The following is a 17042-nucleotide window of genomic DNA, read 5'->3' on the forward strand; positions in this document are numbered from 1 at the left end:
GGCGGCATTTCGGGCTTGTGGGTTTCCACGGTTTTCGCCGGACTGTCGTTTTCTGGAAACCACTAAACATTGCTGTGTAGATATACTTTCCGGCGCTGTCAATACCCTCCCATTCTCTCTGCGCACTTCCGTGCGACTTTTCATATCATGAATATCAACAAGCTCGGCGTCGGCCGGCGCCTCGCCCTTGCCTTTTCCGTCATGCTGGCCATCATCGTCCTGCTGGCGCTCCTGAGCCTGTCCAGGATGGCGACCATCCAGGATAAGCTCGACCGTATCGTCAGCCACGACAACGTCAAGGTGAGCACCATCATGGAAATGCGCCAGTCGGTCATGAATGCGCTCATGAACGGCCGCAACATCGCCCTGATGAACGACCCGGCCGAGATCGACGCTGAAAACAAGCGCCTGGCCGCAAACCGCGCGGTCTACGCCGATACCTTCAAGCGCCTGGAAGTGCTGGCCGCGACCCCGGCCGAAAAGGCCGCACTCGACAAGATCACGGCCACCCGCGCCGCCGCGGTCGATGTGGTCACCAAAATGACGGCCCTGGTCAAGGCGGGCGACCGCGAAGGCTCGAACCACGTGCTGCTGAACGAATTGCAACCCTTGCAGGCGAAAACCATCGAGGCGATGGATGCGATGGTGGCGCACGAGGAAAGCCTGGTCACCGACGCCGCGCAGGAAGCCGCCGCCGCCCACCACACCGCGCGCATGCAGACGGCGCTCATCACGCTGGCGGCGCTGGCGATTGGCGCCCTGCTGGCCTGGACCATCACACGCGGCCTGCTGCGCCAGCTGGGCGGCGAGCCGCTGTACGCCGCCAGGATCGCCGAGCAGATCGCGCAAGGCGCGCTGAACGTGCCGATCCGCACGCGCGACGGCGACACCAGCAGCCTGCTATTTGCGCTGCGCACGATGCGCGACAACCTGGCGACCCTGGTCGGCCAGGTGCGCGTTGCCACCGACAGCATCGCCCAGGCGTCCGCCGAGGTCGCCGGCGGCAGCGCCGACTTATCAAACCGCACCGAAGCCCAGGCCGGCACGCTGGAAGAGACGGCCTCGTCGATGGAAGAACTGACCTCGACCGTGAAGCACAATGCCGACAACGCGGCGCAAGCCAACACCCTGGCCCGCACGGCCTCGCAGGTGGCCGAACGCGGCGGCAGCGTGGTGGCGGAAGTGGTCGGCACGATGGGCGCGATCAATGATTCGTCGAAGAAGATCGTCGACATCATCAGCGTCATCGACGGCATCGCCTTCCAGACGAATATCCTGGCCCTGAACGCGGCCGTGGAAGCGGCGCGCGCCGGCGAACAGGGCCGTGGCTTTGCGGTCGTCGCCAGCGAAGTGCGCAACCTGGCGCAGCGCTCGGCGGCTGCAGCAAAAGAGATCAAGGGGCTGATCGCCGATTCGGTCGACAAGGTCGACGCCGGCAGCAAGCTCGTGGATGAAGCCGGCAGCACGATGCACGAGATTGTCGACAGCATCCGCCAGGTCGCGACGCTGGTGAAGGGAATCTCGGCCGCGAGCGAGGAACAGTCGCGCGGGATCGAGCAGGTCAATGTCGCGCTGATCGAGATGGATGGGGTGACGCAGCAGAATGCGGCGCTGGTCGAGGAAGCGGCGGCGGCGGCGGCGGCGATGCAGCAGCAGGCGGCGAGCCTGGCGCAGCTGGTGAGTGTGTTCCAGGTGGGGAATGAGGCGCAGGGCCCGGGCCGCTCGACCTCGCCCCAGCGGGAACTGACGGCCGCGCCGGCGCGCAAGATGGCGCTGGCGGGCGGCGCTGGCTGAGAAGAGTTTTAAGGCGGGCAGCCGCTAACGGGGCTGTTGCCTGCGCTGGTATCGGTGTGTTAAATCCGCATGGGCACGAGTGCCCATCCTACGGGATGCGCCGCGGCCTCACCCGTAGGATGGGCTCTCGAGCCCATGCGGATCATCCCTGCCACGAACCGTGCAGGCAACAGCCCCCACGGGCGTTCGCACACGAGGCCGGCGAGACCGGAACGTTTACTTCTTGTCCGCCGGCGGCACCGGCGGAAACGGAAACGCGCTGAACAAGGCCTTGCTCTGGTTCTGCATCTGCTCCTGCATCTGCACGAACAGGTTCTTGCTCTGGTCGATATAGCTGTTCATCATGCCCTGCATCATCGGACCCTGGACGTTCATGAACTGGGTCCACATTTCCGGGCTGAAGGGCTTGCCTTCGACGGCGCCGGCGGCGCTGCTGGTGAACTTGTTCTGGATGTCGGTGAAGGCCTGGACGTTCTTTTCCAGGTAGGAACCCATCATCCCCTGCATCGCGTGGCCGTAGTAACGGATGATCTGGGCCAGCACGACGCTCGAGAACATCGGCGCGCCATTGGCTTCCTCTTCCAGGATGATCTGCAGGAGGATGCTGCGGGTCAGGTCTTCGCTGGTCTTGGCGTCCACCACCGTGAACTCGTCGGCGTCGAGGACCAGTTGCTTCACGTCCGTCAGGGTGATGTAGGAACTGGTCTGGGTGTCGTAGAGGCGACGGTTCGGGTATTTCTTGATCAGGCGTTCAGTACTGTTTTTTGCACTACTCATCTCAAGTTCCAATGTTGCGCCCGCCTCATGGGCGGGCACTGCGAAGATTGTTCAATAGGCCGGTGTCGGTCCGCCCTCGCTGGCCAAGATGTTGCCGGACAGGACGAACCGGCTAAAAATACCACGTTCGATGCGCAGGTGCAGCAATTATCGCTTTTGCTACTGAATTTATTTCAAGGCAAGAGACACCCTGCCCCTCAGTCGGCGCGCGCCTTTACATAGCGGCCGGGCGCCGGCTCGGTCGGCTGGTATTGCGCGTTACCGAATACGCCCGGGGCCGGCACTTCTTCGCCACCATTTTCTTGCAGGAAGCGCGCCCATTCCGGCCACCAGCTGCCCTTGTTTTCCGTCGCGCCCGTGAACCACTCCTCAGCCGAACGCGGCCCCTTCCCGCCTTTCTTTGCCCCCGCTCCGTCGTTCACCCAGTAGCTGCGCTTGCCTTTCGAGGCCGGGTTGATGACGCCGGCGATGTGGCCGGAGGCGCCCAGCACGAAGCGGTTGGCTTTCGGCTTCTTCGGGTTCAGCAAACTCAGCGAGGCAAACGCCGCCGGCCACGGCACGATGTGGTCTTCTTTCGAACCGTAGACGAAGACCGGCGCGTCGATGCGCCCCAGGTCGACCGGCACGCCGCAGACCGTCAGCTGGCCCGGCACCTTGAGCTTGTTCTCCAGATAGGTGTTGCGCAGGTACCAGCAGAACATCGGCCCCGGCAAATTCGTGCTGTCGGCATTCCAGTACAGCAGGTCGAATGCCGGTGGTACCTTGCCCTTCAGGTAGTTTTGCTGGACGTAATTCCAGACCAGGTCGTTCGGACGCAGGGCCGAGAAGGTCGTCGCCAGGTCGCGGCCCGGCATGATGCCGCCCTTGGCCAGCGAGGATTCGCGCAGCGCCACCTGGGCTTCGTCGATGAAGACTTCCAGCACGCCGGTGTCGGAAAAGTCGAGCAGCGTGGTCAGCAGCGAGAGGCTGGCGGCCGGTTGCTGCCCGCGCGCGGCGAGTACCGCCAGGGCGCTGGCGGCAATGGTGCCGCCGACACAGAAACCGAACACGTGCACCTTGTCCTGGCCGCTGATCTCGCGCGTCACACGGATTGCCTCGATCGCGCCGCGCTCGACGTAATCGTCCCAGCCGAGGTTCGCCATCGACTTGTCGGGATTACGCCACGAAACCATGAACACGGTATTACCCTGCTCGACCGTGTAGCGCACCAGCGAGTTTTCCGGCTGCAGGTCGAGGATGTAGAACTTGTTGATGCACGGCGGGATCATGAGCAGCGGCCGCGCACGCACGGTCGGCGTCGTCGGGCTGTACTGGATCAGCTGGAACAGTTCGTTCTCGAAGACGACCTGGCCGGCGCTGTTGCCGACGTTCTTGCCGACTTCGAAAGCCGACTCGTCGGTCTGCGAAATGCGGCCCCTGCGCAAGTCTTCCAGCATGTTCTGCAAGCCCTTGGTGAGGCTCTCGCCCTTCGTTTCGATGAGCTGGGCCTGGGCTTCCGGATTCGTCGCCAGGAAGTTGGCGGGCGACATCGCGTCGACCATCTGCTGCACCGTGAAGCGGATCTTCTGGCGCTCGCGCGGACCGGCCTCGACCGCATCAGCCAGGGACAGCATGAATTCGCTGTTGAGCAGGTAGGAGGCGGCCGTGATGGCGGCGAGCGGGCTGGCCGTCCATTCGGCGCTGGAAAAACGCCGGTCCTGCAGTTGCGGCGCCTTGCCCGCCATGAACTCCTGCCACAAGGCCCCTGCCCTTTGCAGGTAGTCCTGGCGCAGTGCGTCGAGCCGCGCCGGGTCGATGCTGACGCCGAAATCCCTGAACACGCCGGCCAGCGGATTGGCCGCGCCCGCATTCATGCCGGCCGCCGCGGGCATTTTCAGCCACCCCTGCCAGGCCGAGGGATCGGTGAACTGGTTCATCCAGGTGGCGGCGAAAGCTTGTGGGTCGGGCATATTCATGTCGGCGTCCGTTAGAATTGAATTATCAATTGGAGGAAAGCATGTGGATCGTTGCAATCGGCTGGAGCTATGTCGTCATCCTGATGGCAGCGACGGAAACGTCCTTCGTCGCGGGAGTGATGACTTTTCTCGTGTACTGCATGATACCCCTGTCTTTACTTTTTTACCTCACCGGCGCGAAGCGGCGCCGTGCGCGGCGCGCGGAAAAAGCCGCGGCAGCCGCTGCGGCGCCCGGCAAAGTCGAATGAGGCGGGGCGGCGCTATTTAATCCAGACAAGGCTGGCCTGGCGGCCCGTCACGCCGTCGCGGCGATAGGAATAAAAGCGGTCGATTTCCGTTGCGGTGCAGTGCGTGCCGCCGGCAACGCTGGTGACGCCATCGCGCGCGAGCATCAGGCGCGCCAGCGCGAACATGTCGGCCAGGTATTTGCCTGAAAACCCGGGACGCGCGACAAAGGCGAAACCGACGTCGATCCCGGGCAGTGCGGCCGCAAAACTGTCGAACACATCCTGCCCGACCTCGAAGGCTTGCGGACCGATTGCCGGCCCCATCCAGGCCGTGATCTCATCGGCCCCTTGCGCGCGCATGGCGGCGACCGTCTGCCCGAGCACGCCGCCGGCCAGCCCGCGCCAGCCGGCATGTGCCGCGCCCACCACCTTGCCGGCGCGGTCGGCGAACAGCACCGGCAGGCAATCGGCGGTCAGGATCGCGCAGACGATGCCGGGCGCGCTTGCAATACTGGCGTCGCCGGTGCGCACCGGCTGGCCGGTGCCGACGGTGGCGGCATCGACCACGTCCGCGCCGTGCACCTGGGCGATCCAGGCCGGCCGGCCCGGCACCACGGCTTGCAGGCGCGCACGGTTGGCAGCGACAGCGGCCGGATCGTCGCCCACGTGCAGGCCGAGGTTGAAGCCGCCGCCGCCGCGCCCGTCGCCGTACGGCGCCTGCGAGACGCCGCCCGCACGCGTCGTGGCCAGCGCGCCGATGTTGGCGGGCGCATCCGGCCAGTCGGGAACGAGGAGTCCCTCCATCAGACCGTTTCCGGCTCGGGAATGCCGGCCTTGGCGATCAGCTCGGCGAAATCGGCGGCCAGCGGCACGACCCATTCGCATTGCTCGCCGGTGGCCGGATGCACCAGGCCCAGGCGCCGTGCCTGCAGCGCCTGGCGGTGGAACACCGGGCTCAGGTGCGTCTTGCCGTAAACCGAATCGCCGACCAGGCCGAAGCCGATCGACAGCATGTGCACGCGGATCTGGTGGGTGCGGCCCGTCTCCAGGCGGCATTGCACCAGGCTGACCGGGCGGCGGTCGAGCATGCCTTCGGCCAGGCGCGTGTAATGCGTGATCGCCGGCTTGGCGCCCAGGCTGGACGAGACCGCCATCTTGACGCGGTCTTTCGGATGGCGGCCCATCGGCGCATCGATGGTGCCGGACAATTGCGGCGTGCCCCAGACCAGCGCAAAATATTCGCGCTTCACGGTGCGTGCCTGCAACTGGCGCACGAGGTCGGTCTGCGCGGCCAGCGTCTTGCCGACCACCATCAGGCCGCTGGTGTCCTTGTCGAGGCGGTGCACGATGCCGGCGCGCGGCACGGAAGCCAGTTGCGGCGCGTGGTGCAGCAGGCCGTTGAGCAGCGTGCCCGACCAGTTGCCGGCGCCCGGGTGCACGACCAGGCCGGCCGGCTTGTTGATCACCATGATGTGCTCGTCTTCATGGACGATGTTCAGCGCAATTTCTTCCGGCGCGAAAGCGGTATCCTCGGGCGCGGGTTGCGGGCGCACTTCGATGGTTTCGTCGCCATAGGCGGTGTCCTTGCCGCGCGCGGTCTTGCCGTCGACGAGGATGTGGCCGCCGTCGAACCACAGCTGCAGGCGGCTGCGCGAAAACTGCGGCACAAGGCCGGCGACGACCTTGTCGAGACGCTGGCCGCAAGCGGACTCGTCCAGGTGCAAGGTGATCGGCGAAAGGTCGATGCCGCTGGGGGCAAGGAACGCAATTTCGTCGGCATCGATTTCTTCGTCAAAATCGGGGTCCAGGGGCAAATCCGCCGAATTCGGCTCAGGAGTTAATATCACGTCAGTCCCATCGGCTATAATCAGCCGTTCGTTGAATCTCGGTAAAACTTTTCTGCAAAAAGCTATGCAAAAAAAACTGTTGGTTGTTGTTGCTATGAGTGCCTTGTTCGGTCTGTCGGGCTGCGGGCTCTTGCCCGAGAAAACCGACGAGACCGCAAAGTGGTCAGCGGAGAAATTATACGCTGAGGCACGCGAAGAGATGTCGGGCGCCCATTATGAGGCGGCCATCAAGCTGTTCCAGCGCCTCGAAGCGAACTATCCGTTCGGCACCTACGCCGCCCAGGCGCAGATGGAAATCGCCTATGCGCACTACAAGGCGCAGGACCAGGCCGAGGCCCTCGCCGCGGTCGAGCGCTTCATCAAGCTGCACCCGAATCATCCGCAGGTGGATTATATGTACTACCTGCGCGGCCTGATCAACTTCAACGACCAGATCGGCTTCCTGAGCGTGATTTATTCGCAGGACCCGACCGAGCGCGATCCGAGAGCAACGCGCGAAGCCTTCGCCGCGTTCAAGGCCCTCGTCGACAAGTTCCCGAACAGCAAATATGCGCCGGACGCGATCGCGCGCCTGAACTACCTGGTCAACGCGATGGCGTCGTACGAAGTGCACGTGGCGAATTACTACTATCGCCGCGGCGCCTGGCTGGCCGCCCTGAACCGTGCCCAAAGCGCCGTCAGCGACTACGCCGACTCGCCGGCGCGCGAAGAAGCGCTGTTCATCATGATCCGCAGCTACGACAAGCTCGGCATGCTGCCGCTGCGCGACGACACCCAGCGCGTCCTGACCCTGAACTATCCGAACAGCCGCTTCCTGAACCCGAACGCCCGCGGCGACGCGCCATGGTGGAAGTTCTGGTCGAAGTCCGGGCCGCGGCCAGCGCCGAAGGATGCGTTGAAATAATTGCGACTGGCGTAGGGTGGGCACTTGTGCCCACGCGGTGATACGTAGCGGCGAGATCGTCGCGCCCGATACCGGAGCCCGCACGTATCACGCCGTGGGCATGAATGCCCACCCTACCTTACGCTACTTTCCTCCGGAACAGCCAGCTGCGGTCCGTCGACCCATCACCCACGAACCCGTAGCCATCGACATCGAAGTCCTTCAAGCGCTCCGGATCCGTGATCGCATTCTCGATCGCAAAGCGCGCCATCATCCCCCGTGCACGCTTGGCGTAGAACGAGATGATCTTGTACTTGCCGTTCTTCCAGTCCTCGAACACCGGCGTGATCACCGGCGCGGCCAGCAGTTTGGGCTTGACCGACTTGAAGTATTCTTCGGAGGCGAGATTGACCAGCGCCGTCGATTGCGTGGCGGCCAGTTCCGCGTTCAGCGCCGCGGTAATCGTTTCGCCCCAGAAGGCGTACAAATCCTTCCCGCCGGGCGTGGCGAGCCTGGTGCCCATCTCGAGCCGGTAAGGATGGATCAGGTCGAGCGGGCGCAGCAGACCGTACAGGCCGGACAGGATGCGCAGCCGGCGCTGGGCAAAATCGATCGCGGCAGGCTGCAGGCTGCGCGCATCGAGACCGGCATAGACATCGCCATTGAAAGCCATGACGGCCTGGTAACCCTCGGCATGATCGGGCGTCCAGCTCGCGTAGCGGGCCACGTTCAGCGTCGCCAGCTGGTCGGAAATGTGCATCAGGTCGCCGACCTGGCCGGGCGACAGGTCGCGCAGCACGCCGATCAGTTGTGCGGCGCGTGTCGTGAATGCGGGGAGCGTGTGTTCCTGGGTAGGGCTTGGCGTGTCGAGGTCGAGGGATTTGGCAGGCGATAAGACAATCAGCATATACATTCTAAGGCAACTAAGATTTCCAACATGATACCCGCTTCCGCCCAACCCATCGTCATCGACACCAATGTCTGCCTCGACCTGTTCGTCTTCCACGACCCGCGCTGGGCGCCGCTGCTGGCGGCCCTCGAGCGCGGCGAACTGAGGGCCGTGACGCGCGCCGATTGCCGCGACGAATACCTGATCGTGCTGCGCTACCCGCACCTGCCGCTCGACGACGACAGCCGCCTCGCTGCCGCGGCGCGTTTCGACCAGCTCGTTGCCGTCGTCGCGCCCGACAGCAAACCGATCCGCCTGCCCATCTGCAGCGACCGCGACGACCAGAAATTCCTCGAGATCGCGCGCGACGCCAGTGCGTCCATCCTGATCACCAAGGACAAGGCGCTCCTGAAACTCGGGCGCAAGACCCTGCAGGGCGGGCTGTTTCGCATCATGCTGCCGGAAGCCTGGGTCAAGCTGCAAACCCCGGCTGCCCCGGTCGAAACCCCAGCCGCGCTAGAATAAGCCACCGCAACTTTCCACTGTCCCCATGAGCACCCCTGCCCTGCAATCGCGCCTGCCCCTGGTCGGCACCACCGTCTTTACCACCATGTCGGCGCTGGCCAGCCAGCACGGCGCCGTCAACCTCGGCCAGGGTTTCCCCGATTTCGGCTGCGACCCGCTGCTGCTCGACGCCGTCAACGAGGCCATGCGCGCCGGCCACAACCAGTACCCTCCGATGACCGGCGTGCCGGCGCTGCGCGAAGCGATCGCGGCCAAGATCGCCCGGCTCTACGGCCACGCTTACGATGCCGCGCTTGAAATCACCGTCACCGCGGGCGCGACGCAGGCGCTCACCACGGCGATCCTGTGCTGCGTGCACCCGGGCGACGAGGTGATCGTCATCGAACCTGCCTACGACAGCTATGCGCCCGCGATCACGCTGGCCGGCGGGATCGTGGTACCGCTGGAGATGGCGGTGGGCGAGGACGGCTACAGCGTGCCGTGGGAGAAAGTGGCCGCCGCGGTCACGCCGCGCACGTGCCTCATCGTAATCAATTCGCCGCACAACCCGACCGGCTCGGTCCTGCGCCGCGCCGACCTCGACCAGCTGGCCGCGATTGTCGCCGGCACCGATATCCTGGTCCTGTCGGACGAGGTGTACGAGCATATGGTCTACGACGGCGAGCGGCACGCCTCTGTCGCCAGCCACCCGCAGCTGGCCGAGCGCGCCTTTGTCGTCTCGAGCTTCGGCAAGACCTATCACGTCACCGGCTGGAAGATCGGCTATGTGGCGGCGCCGGCAGCGCTGTCCGCGGAGTTTCGCAAGGTGCACCAGTACAACGTGTTCACCGTGAACACCCCGATGCAGCATGGACTGGCCGGCTATATGGGCGATCCGGCGCCCTATCTCGGGCTGTCCGGTTTTTACCAGCGCAAGCGCGACCTGTTCCGCGCGGGACTCGCGGGCACGCGCCTGCGGCTGCTGCCGGCGGACGGGACCTACTTCCAGTGCGTCGATTACCGGGCGGTGTCCGCTATGCCCGAGGCACAGTTTGCGCAGTGGCTGACGACGGAACTGAAGGTGGCGGCGATTCCGGTGTCGGCGTTTTATAGCAGCGGCAGGGAGTCAGGGATCGTGCGCTTCTGTTTTGCGAAAGAGGATGCGACCCTGAAGCTCGCGCTCGAACGGCTGGCAGGAATCTAAGCGCTAGACCACGCACGATGCATGCCGGGATCCGTAGGGTGGGCTCCGCCCACGCGGTACGTGCGCATCCATTTTCGTTGGCAGGGACCGGTCACCCGTGATGCGCGTAGGCGCGGAGCCCGTCGGCGTGCCGTTATCGGTGCGCACGATCCGCGTGGGCAGAGCCCACCCTACGAGCGTCATGATCATGCAGGCATCAAGGCGCGAGGATCAGCGCGCGACCTGCTGCAGCCTGCGCTCCACGAAGCCCTGCAAATCCGTCGGCAGGGTCCCGAGCGCGCGCGCCTGGCGGAAGGCGTCGGCGGCCTCGGGGTTGCGCTTTTCGCCCTGCAGGGCCATGCCGAGGCCCATCCACCACACGGCATTGTTCGGCGCCACGCGCAGCGCGCTCTGGTACTGCTCGGCGGCTTCGTGGAAACGCGCCTGGCGCTGCAAGGCGCCGCCGAGGAAGGCGTGGTATTCGCCATTGCCCGTCGCATAAGGCAGGGTGCGCAGCAGCGCCTCGATGCCGCTCTTGCCGCGCTCGATCTGCAGGCGCGCCAGCAGCATCGCCAGCGCCGGCTGGCGCGGGTCCAGCGCCAGGGCCTGCTGGAGCTGGGTCATGGCTTCGTCGCCGCGGTTGTTTTCGATGAGCAGGCCGACCAGGGTCTGGCGCGCCGCTTCGTGGCGGGGATTGCTGCGCAGCGCGCCGTGCAGGCTCGCCATCGCTTCGCTGACGCACCCGTCCTGGAGGGCGGCGAGCGCGCGCCGGTAGGCATTCTCCGCACCCTGGCTCTCGGTCTCGACGCGTCCCTGGCCGCGGGTCGCAAGCGCTGCCGTCGAGGCGAGGTGCGGCGCGCTGTCGGCGCCGGCAACAGCGCCGCCTGCTTCCTTGCGCTTCAGGGCGGCCAGCCAGGATGCTTCGGTTTTCGCCCTGGCCGCTGCCCGCGCGCGTTCTTCGCGCAGCCTGCGTTCCGCCTCGCGGCGCTGCGATCGGGGCAGCGCGGCAAGCCGGGCTTCCTCCGCCTTCCAGCGTTTGTCCAGGCGCGCCCGTTCGGCGCGCGCGCGTTCGCTGGCCACCGCCCATGAGGTGGTCGTGGCCTCGGCAGCCGCATCCGCAAGGGCGGGCGCCGGGGCCGGGTGGGGCTTCGGCAGTGGCGCCGGTTCGGGCGGTACGACAGCTTCCTTCTTGCCCGCCGCGGCTGCGGCCTTGCGCGGCTCGCGCGGCTCGTGCGCGATGGCCGCCGCCGGCGTCGGTTCGGGCGCAGGTTCGGACACCGGCGCTGCGCGCGGCGCCTCCACCGGTTTTTCTTCCCGCACGGCGGGCGCCGGCGCCACCCGGGCAACCGTCACCGGGGTGGCCGGCACCGCCTTTGCCGCCGGCGCAGGCGGCTGCACGTCATAGGTCTTGCCCTTCAACGGGAGCACAAACCAGGCCGCCGCACCGAGGGCCACCAGCACGCCCCCCGTGACGGCGGCGATGCGTCCCAGCGGCAGCCGGCGCTCGCCGCCGCCGACGGTCTTGATCTCCGGCGGCACCCCATCGGCCCGCGCGTTGCCGCGCGCGTCGAGGTCTTGCAGCATCTTGTTTATCAGGCTCATCGAAGGCTCATCGTGTGAGGGTCCAGGCAAGCGAGGCTGCCATCCCGGCCAGCGCGCCCGCGCCGGCCAGCCATGGCCACAAGCGGTGCCTCGATGCGACCGTGTCGCGCGCGGCGCCATCCATATGCTGGGCATTGACCTGCTGCTTGCCTTCGCCATAGCACAGCATCAGCGCCTTGTGCGCCATGATGTTGACCAGGCGCGGGATGCCGCCGCTGGCGCGGTACAGGCGCTTGACCGCGGCGGCCGAAAACAGGCGCGCGCCAGTGTAGCCGGCCACGCGCAGGCGGTGCGCAAGGTAGAAATCGAGGTCGTCGCGGGACAGCGGCCCGAGGTGATAATGAAAGGTAATGCGCTGGGCCAGCTGGCGGATCGCATCGAGTTCCAGCTTGCGGTTCAGCTCGGGCTGGCCGAACAGGACGATCTGCAGCAGCTTCCGCTTTTCCGTCTCCAGGTTCGTCAGCAGGCGCAGCGCCTCCAGGCTTTCGACCGGAATCGCCTGCGCTTCGTCCAGGCAGAGCAGCACGCGCTTGCCCTGCCCGGCCAGTTCGAGCAGCCGCTGCATGATCGATTTCAGCAGGCGGTGCTGGTCGACGTTGCGCTCGAGCGGCACCTCCAGTTCGTCGGCCAGCGCCAGCATCAGCGTGCGCGGTTCGAGGAAAGGGTTCGGGATGTAGGCGGTGACGAATTCCTCGCCCAGGGTCGCCATGAACTTGCGGCACAGGAGCGTCTTGCCGGTGCCGACTTCGCCCGTGATCTTGATGAAGCCTTCGCCGCTGCGCGCGGCGATGAGCAGCGTATTGAGCGCTTCCTGCGAGCGCGGACTGCCGAAAAAGAAGCTCGTGTCCGGGGTGATCCCGAACGGCAGTTCGCGCAAGCCGAAATGCGCCGCGTACATTACTTGCGCTCCAGGCTGCGTGGATCCATCGCATCGATACGGCGCGAGGTGTCGAGCAGGTCCTGGCTCCAGTTGCTGGCGCTGTCGACGATGGTCGGCTTGATCAATACGACCAGCTCGCGCTTCTGGACGACCTTGTTCTTGTTGCGGAACAGCGCGCCCAGCACCGGCACCCGGCCGGCGCCCGGCAGCTGGCTGGTGTCGTCGGTCGCGGCCTGGCGCATCAGGCCGCCCACCGCCACTACCTGCCCGTCCTGGCCGCGGACAATACTGTCCAGTTCCGAGGTCGAGGACGCGGCCAGCGGCAGCGTCAGCGAACCGGCCGAACCGAGGTCGATGCCCTTGGTAACGGTCGTCACCTGGCTGACCGAGGGGTGCACGTGCAGCAGGATGTTGCCCTTCTCGTCGATCTGCGGGGTCACGTCCAGCACCACGCCCGAGAAGAAGGGCTGCAGGGTCACGCTCGGCGTGGTCGTGTTGCCGGCGGTGCTGGTGTTGGTCGTGGTGGTGACGCCGGTGACGAAGAATTCGTCGGTGCCGATTTTCAGCACCGCCTTCTGGTTGTTGACGGCGGCCACGCGCGGGCTCGAGAGGACGTGCACGGTGCCCTGCTGCTCGAGCATCGAAATCAGTGCGGCGAAATTATTCGTCTGGAAGGCAAAGCCGAACAGGGCGCCGGCGGCGTTCGCCGCGTTCGAGAGCGAAAAGCCGGTGCTGGCGGCCAGGCCGCTGCCGTTGCTGATCACCGGGGGCTGGCCGCCATTGAAAGGCAGCGGCGCCAGCGCGGCGCCGGGCGAAATCAGGCCGGTGGAAACGCGGTTGTTGCGCGCGTTGCCGATCGAGGAGAAGCTGGCCCAGTTGATCCCGCTCTGGAACTGCTCGTTCAGCTCGACTTCCAGGATCTTCGCTTCCAGGATCACCTGGCGGTCGACCGACAACTGGGTCGCCTTCAGGTACATATCGACGTTGCGTAGTTCTTCCGGCATCGCGCGGATCACCAGCACGCCCGACTGCGGGCTGACGACGACGCTGCGCCCGCCCTCTTTTCCACCGACGATGGCGTCGATGGCCGCCTTCAGGTCGCCCCAGAAGTCGCTGTCGGAGAGCATGTTGACGTCGGTGCTGGCGACCTGCGTCATGCTGCCGCCGTTCTGGTTCTGGTTATTGCCGTTGTTCTGGTTCTGGTTCTGCTGGTTGCCCTGCTGCCCCTGGTTGTTGCCGCCGTTGTTGGCGACGTTCGACACCGAGGTCGAGGTCACGCGCAGGTTCGACGAGCCGCGCCGGCTGCCGACCAGGTAGTTCACATGGAACATCCGTGTCTGCATCGTCAGCGGGCGGATCGTGATGCGGGTGCCGTCGATCTTGTAGTCGTAGCCGTACATCTCGCGTACGGCTTCCAGGGTCTCGGCCAGCGTCACGTCCTTCAGGTTGGCGCTGATGCTGCCGCTGACATCGGGATGGACCAGCATGTTGTAGCGGGTGCCGGCCACGATCGAGCGGAAGAACTGCTGCGCGGGCACATTGTTGAAGGCGACGTTGAAGCGCTCTTCCAGCGCCGGCCTGGCCTTCGGCAGCTCGCGCGCGAGGGCGCTCGCGGGCGGCAGCAAGGCATTCGCCACCGCATCGTCGACCTGCGGGGCGGCGCGGGTGGCGGCGCTGGCCGTGGCGACTTCGCGCTTGATGGCGTCGTAAGTCTGGTGCGGCGGCGTGCTCCGGCAGCCGGCAAGCAGCGCGCCGGCAGCCAGGAGCGCCAGCAGGGAATGATGTCGCATGGATGTCCTGTCCTTCATTTGTCGTGTACCCGCGTCATCCCGCCGGCCCTGGGCGCGGCGGCCGCATTCAGTGTCAGGACCCGGCGCGCGCGTCCGCGCACCAGCTCCACCTCGTTCTGTTCGATGCGCACCACGCGCGCGCCTTTGTAGGTGTCGCCCAGGCGCAGGGTCTCGCCGTCGATCACGGCCACGTGGCGCCCGCCTGGCTGGCGTGCGATCAGCACCGACTGCAACTGCGGCGCGCGCTCGACGGGAGCGGCATCCGGCTGGCCGGCCGCGCCGCCCTGCCCCGCCATCAGGGCGGCCGGCGGGCGCGTCGGGTCCTGCAGCGCCTGGGCGTCCGCCGGGTTCGCGCCTGCCAGCAGCAGGCAGAATACAATGCGCCTCACAGTTTCATCCATTTCGCGTCCAGGCTCAGCGTGTACAGGGTCAGGGTCAGGCGCGAGGCCGGCCAGGTTTCCGCGTCCAGCTTTGCTGCGCCCCAGAACAACTGGGTCGGCATCGATTCCAGCGCCGCCATGGTGCCGATCATGTCGAGGTAGTTGCCGCGCACCGTCACTTCGACGCCGTGGCGATACAGCAGCGCCGCGGGCCTGGCGGCCCCGGGTGCCGCGGGCGCGGCGGGCTGCGGCTTGCCCGCGCCGAGCAGCGGCTCGACCGCCAGCGTGCGCATCGACACCAGTTGCAGGCGGCCGTTGGCGCGCAGGATGGCTTCGACCAATGGCGCCATGCGCTCGGGCGGCACCAGGCCGTTCTGCATCGCGCGCAGGCTGGTTGCCAGTGCGTCCGTCTGCGCGCACACGGCGGCGATACGTTCGCGCACCGGCGCGTCCGGGTCGACCTGGGCGGCCCGCACCTTGTCGCCGATCTCGTTGTCGATGCCTTCGAGGTTGTTCTGCTGCTGGACGATCTGGGTGCGCAGCAGGCCCTGCTTCGCGAACATCGGCCCCAGCGCAAAGAAATGCACGAGGAAGACGGTAGCGGCGGCGATCGCCGCGAACAGCAGCCCCCGCTCGCGCAGGCTGAGCGCATCGACGCGGGCGGCGAGCCGGGTGAGCTGTTCCTTCACGGTTTGGCTCCTTCCGGCGTCGACAGCAGGCTGAATTCGACAAAGGGCGCCGGGGTGGTGACCGTCTTGCCGCCCTCGTCGAGGCGGGCACCGGCCACGCCCTGGCTGATGGACAGGCTGCCGAAGGCCTTGCCGCGCAGGATGGGTTCCGTGGTCAGGCGGTTCAGGTAGCCGGGAACGCGCTGCGGATCGAGCGCTCGTCCACGCACGCCGATGTCCAGGCCGGCGCCGGTGATGCTGACGCTCGTCAGCCACAGGCCGTCGACGTGCTGGCGCGCCAGCGCGCGGAAGTATTCGGCATAGCCCTGCGTGTTGCCGAGCTCCCCGCGTTCGAGCACGCCGGAGACTTCGCGCAGCGAAGCGAGCTGGGTCTGGGCCTCGGCCAGTTCGGCCTCGACCGCCGGATTTTTCTGGCGCGGCGCGAATTCGGCGTTCACGCTCTCGAGGCGCTTCTGCTTTTGTGTCAGCTGGGCGGCGCCGGCGTCGGCCTGCCTTTGCAAATCCCGCAGGCGCATCTTGCCGTAGGCCTGGAGCGCGGCCATCCCGAGGAAGAGCACCAGCAGCGAGGCCGCCATCGTGCGTGCCGAAAAAATCTTCTTTTGCTGCAGGAAGACCGGGTTGAACAGGTTGATCTGCTGGCTCACAGCACCGTCTCCTCGTGGCGCAGGGCGGCGCCGAGCGGTACCAGGAAGCGCTGCTGCAGGAGTTTGTCGGCCAACTCGGGCGCGCGTTCGAAGTCGAACAAGGTCGCGAGGTCGAGCGTATCGACCGGCGTGTAGAGGTTGCTCGACAGGTAGTCGTCGAGCCCGACGACCGGAGACGGCGCCAGCACCAGCTTGGCCACGCTGATGAAGGAGTACTGGCGCTCGAAGTTGTCGAGCGAGCGCTGCAGCTCGAGCGTGACGCGGTCGAACGCGGCGTTGCGGCGCTCGGCGTCCTCGTCGAGCAGCTGCGCGAGCGCGAGGTCGATGCGGCGCGCCAGGTAGAGTTCGCCGCGGTAGGAGACCGTCAGCAGGCCGCCTTCGTCGCAGAAGGAGAGCATCGCCACGCCGCGCCCGGGCGGCTCGACCAGGGCCGAGATATTCCTCTGCGCCATTTCCGGGATGTCGATCACGGCCAGCTCGACCTTGGCCGCGGTGAACAGCTTCTGGCGCGCCTCGATCACGCTGTTGCGCGCGGCGACGGCGAACATCGAATGCTGGGCGCGCACGGCGGCGTTCGGGTCGACCGGCAAATCGAGGACGTCGATGGTGGCGTCGTCCACGTGGAAGTCGAGCATGTCCTTCAGGCGCCAGCGCACCGCGGTCTTGAGCTCGTCGGGCGCGACATTGGGGGCGTCGACCGAGAGGATCTGGTATTCGCCCGCGGACAGCATGGTGATCGAGCGGTAGGCGTGGGCATGCAGTTCGTGGCCCGCTTTCTCCAGCAACTCGGCGGCGTTCTTGCCCGGATAAAAGACGGCCTGGCGCACCTGCGGCTTGATATCGGGCGCCGTTTGCATGCTGACGGCGGCCAGGCCGTCGCCTTGCAGCGCGATGGCCAGCCACCCTTCTCTTTTCTTTGCTTTTCTAAAAAAACGCATGCGGGCCGTTGTCGATATGGGGCGATCTCTGGTGTCTTGACCGTAGAAGATTGATTATAT

At 66.2% G+C, this 17042-nt stretch carries 17 protein-coding genes; 5 read left to right on the forward strand and 12 right to left on the reverse strand.

Going from position 1 to position 17042, the window contains the following annotated elements; all coding sequences use genetic code 11:
* The first annotated feature begins 147 nt into the window (after positions 1-147).
* On the forward strand, positions 148-1794 hold the full coding sequence (locus AC1MEM_RS18515; RefSeq protein WP_499472962.1) for a methyl-accepting chemotaxis protein: 1647 nt from the start codon (positions 148-150) through the stop codon (positions 1792-1794).
* Between the two features lie 216 nt (positions 1795-2010).
* Here the strand turns inward: AC1MEM_RS18515 and phaR are convergent, their stop codons facing one another.
* Positions 2011-2571, reverse strand: a complete 561-nt coding sequence (gene phaR / locus AC1MEM_RS18520) for a polyhydroxyalkanoate synthesis repressor PhaR (RefSeq protein ID WP_499472964.1) — start codon at positions 2569-2571, stop codon at positions 2011-2013.
* A gap of 197 nt (positions 2572-2768) precedes the next feature.
* Complete coding sequence (phaC, locus tag AC1MEM_RS18525) at positions 2769-4526, reverse strand: class I poly(R)-hydroxyalkanoic acid synthase (RefSeq protein ID WP_499472966.1); 1758 nt, start codon at positions 4524-4526, stop codon at positions 2769-2771.
* A gap of 41 nt (positions 4527-4567) precedes the next feature.
* On the opposite strand from phaC, the gene AC1MEM_RS18530 reads away from it, so the two are divergent.
* On the forward strand, positions 4568-4774 hold the full coding sequence (locus tag AC1MEM_RS18530; RefSeq protein ID WP_499472967.1) for a hypothetical protein: 207 nt from the start codon (positions 4568-4570) through the stop codon (positions 4772-4774).
* A 12-nt stretch (positions 4775-4786) separates the two neighbouring features.
* Here AC1MEM_RS18530 and pgeF read toward each other — a convergent pair whose 3' ends face one another.
* The gene (gene pgeF / locus AC1MEM_RS18535) at positions 4787-5557 is read right to left on the reverse strand and encodes a peptidoglycan editing factor PgeF (RefSeq protein WP_499472968.1); all 771 of its coding nucleotides are present in this window, start codon (positions 5555-5557) and stop codon (positions 4787-4789) included.
* On the reverse strand, positions 5557-6600 hold the full coding sequence (locus AC1MEM_RS18540; protein WP_499472970.1) for an RluA family pseudouridine synthase: 1044 nt from the start codon (positions 6598-6600) through the stop codon (positions 5557-5559). The genes pgeF and AC1MEM_RS18540 overlap by 1 nt, the downstream gene beginning before the upstream one ends.
* Positions 6601-6664: 64 nt before the next feature.
* On the opposite strand from AC1MEM_RS18540, the gene AC1MEM_RS18545 reads away from it, so the two are divergent.
* Positions 6665-7504: an outer membrane protein assembly factor BamD gene (locus AC1MEM_RS18545; protein WP_499472972.1), complete on the forward strand. Its 840-nt coding sequence runs from the start codon at positions 6665-6667 to the stop codon at positions 7502-7504.
* Positions 7505-7622: 118 nt separating this feature from the next.
* Here AC1MEM_RS18545 and yaaA read toward each other — a convergent pair whose 3' ends face one another.
* Positions 7623-8390, reverse strand: a complete 768-nt coding sequence (yaaA, locus tag AC1MEM_RS18550; protein WP_499472973.1) for a peroxide stress protein YaaA — start codon at positions 8388-8390, stop codon at positions 7623-7625.
* A 30-nt stretch (positions 8391-8420) separates the two neighbouring features.
* On the opposite strand from yaaA, the gene AC1MEM_RS18555 reads away from it, so the two are divergent.
* Both AC1MEM_RS18555 and AC1MEM_RS18560 read left to right on the forward strand, forming a co-directional pair.
* Positions 8421-8897: a putative toxin-antitoxin system toxin component, PIN family gene (locus AC1MEM_RS18555; RefSeq protein WP_499472975.1), complete on the forward strand. Its 477-nt coding sequence runs from the start codon at positions 8421-8423 to the stop codon at positions 8895-8897.
* 25 nt (positions 8898-8922) lie between these two features.
* Positions 8923-10080 carry a pyridoxal phosphate-dependent aminotransferase gene (locus AC1MEM_RS18560; protein ID WP_499472977.1) on the forward strand — a complete coding sequence of 386 codons (1158 nt, stop codon included), beginning with the start codon at positions 8923-8925 and terminating at the stop codon, positions 10078-10080.
* A gap of 210 nt (positions 10081-10290) precedes the next feature.
* On the opposite strand, the gene AC1MEM_RS18565 is transcribed toward AC1MEM_RS18560, so the two are convergent.
* The 7 genes from AC1MEM_RS18565 to AC1MEM_RS18595 are packed head-to-tail and all read right to left on the reverse strand — an operon-like array spanning position 10291 to position 16982.
* Complete coding sequence (locus AC1MEM_RS18565; protein WP_499472979.1) at positions 10291-11661, reverse strand: tetratricopeptide repeat protein; 1371 nt, start codon at positions 11659-11661, stop codon at positions 10291-10293.
* A 7-nt stretch (positions 11662-11668) separates the two neighbouring features.
* Positions 11669-12559, reverse strand: coding sequence for an ExeA family protein (locus AC1MEM_RS18570; protein WP_499472981.1), 891 nt, complete (start codon positions 12557-12559; stop codon positions 11669-11671).
* Entirely contained in the window at positions 12559-14331 is a 1773-nt protein-coding gene (gene mshL, locus AC1MEM_RS18575; RefSeq protein WP_499472982.1) for a pilus (MSHA type) biogenesis protein MshL, read from the reverse strand. Before mshL ends, AC1MEM_RS18570 begins: the two co-directional genes overlap by 1 nt.
* Before the next feature lie 14 nt (positions 14332-14345).
* Positions 14346-14720, reverse strand: a complete 375-nt coding sequence (locus AC1MEM_RS18580; protein ID WP_499472984.1) for a hypothetical protein — start codon at positions 14718-14720, stop codon at positions 14346-14348.
* Positions 14717-15400, reverse strand: a complete 684-nt coding sequence (locus AC1MEM_RS18585; RefSeq protein WP_499472986.1) for a type II secretion system protein M — start codon at positions 15398-15400, stop codon at positions 14717-14719. Before AC1MEM_RS18585 ends, AC1MEM_RS18580 begins: the two co-directional genes overlap by 4 nt.
* Positions 15397-16044 carry a PilN domain-containing protein gene (locus AC1MEM_RS18590; protein ID WP_499472988.1) on the reverse strand — a complete coding sequence of 216 codons (648 nt, stop codon included), beginning with the start codon at positions 16042-16044 and terminating at the stop codon, positions 15397-15399. The genes AC1MEM_RS18585 and AC1MEM_RS18590 overlap by 4 nt, the downstream gene beginning before the upstream one ends.
* Entirely contained in the window at positions 16041-16982 is a 942-nt protein-coding gene (locus tag AC1MEM_RS18595; RefSeq protein ID WP_499472990.1) for an agglutinin biogenesis protein MshI, read from the reverse strand. Before AC1MEM_RS18595 ends, AC1MEM_RS18590 begins: the two co-directional genes overlap by 4 nt.
* Positions 16983-17042: the final 60 nt, after the last annotated feature.

The sequence above is a fragment of the Telluria sp. AIW5 genome (assembly GCF_056680575.1).

Bases quoted from the DNA above. Each gene is read 5' to 3' on its own strand.
- AC1MEM_RS18515 (WP_499472962.1), top strand. From the start codon at position 148: ATGAATATCAACAAGCTCGGCGTCGGCCGGCGCCTCGCCCTTGCCTTT.
- phaR (WP_499472964.1), bottom strand. From the start codon at position 2,571: ATGAGTAGTGCAAAAAACAGTACTGAACGCCTGATCAAGAAATACCCG.
- phaC (WP_499472966.1), bottom strand. From the start codon at position 4,526: ATGAATATGCCCGACCCACAAGCTTTCGCCGCCACCTGGATGAACCAG.
- AC1MEM_RS18530 (WP_499472967.1), top strand. From the start codon at position 4,568: ATGTGGATCGTTGCAATCGGCTGGAGCTATGTCGTCATCCTGATGGCA.
- pgeF (WP_499472968.1), bottom strand. From the start codon at position 5,557: ATGGAGGGACTCCTCGTTCCCGACTGGCCGGATGCGCCCGCCAACATC.
- AC1MEM_RS18545 (WP_499472972.1), top strand. From the start codon at position 6,665: ATGCAAAAAAAACTGTTGGTTGTTGTTGCTATGAGTGCCTTGTTCGGT.
- yaaA (WP_499472973.1), bottom strand. From the start codon at position 8,390: ATGCTGATTGTCTTATCGCCTGCCAAATCCCTCGACCTCGACACGCCA.
- AC1MEM_RS18555 (WP_499472975.1), top strand. From the start codon at position 8,421: ATGATACCCGCTTCCGCCCAACCCATCGTCATCGACACCAATGTCTGC.
- AC1MEM_RS18560 (WP_499472977.1), top strand. From the start codon at position 8,923: ATGAGCACCCCTGCCCTGCAATCGCGCCTGCCCCTGGTCGGCACCACC.
- AC1MEM_RS18565 (WP_499472979.1), bottom strand. From the start codon at position 11,661: ATGAGCCTGATAAACAAGATGCTGCAAGACCTCGACGCGCGCGGCAAC.
- AC1MEM_RS18570 (WP_499472981.1), bottom strand. From the start codon at position 12,559: ATGTACGCGGCGCATTTCGGCTTGCGCGAACTGCCGTTCGGGATCACC.
- mshL (WP_499472982.1), bottom strand. From the start codon at position 14,331: ATGCGACATCATTCCCTGCTGGCGCTCCTGGCTGCCGGCGCGCTGCTT.
- AC1MEM_RS18595 (WP_499472990.1), bottom strand. From the start codon at position 16,982: ATGCGTTTTTTTAGAAAAGCAAAGAAAAGAGAAGGGTGGCTGGCCATC.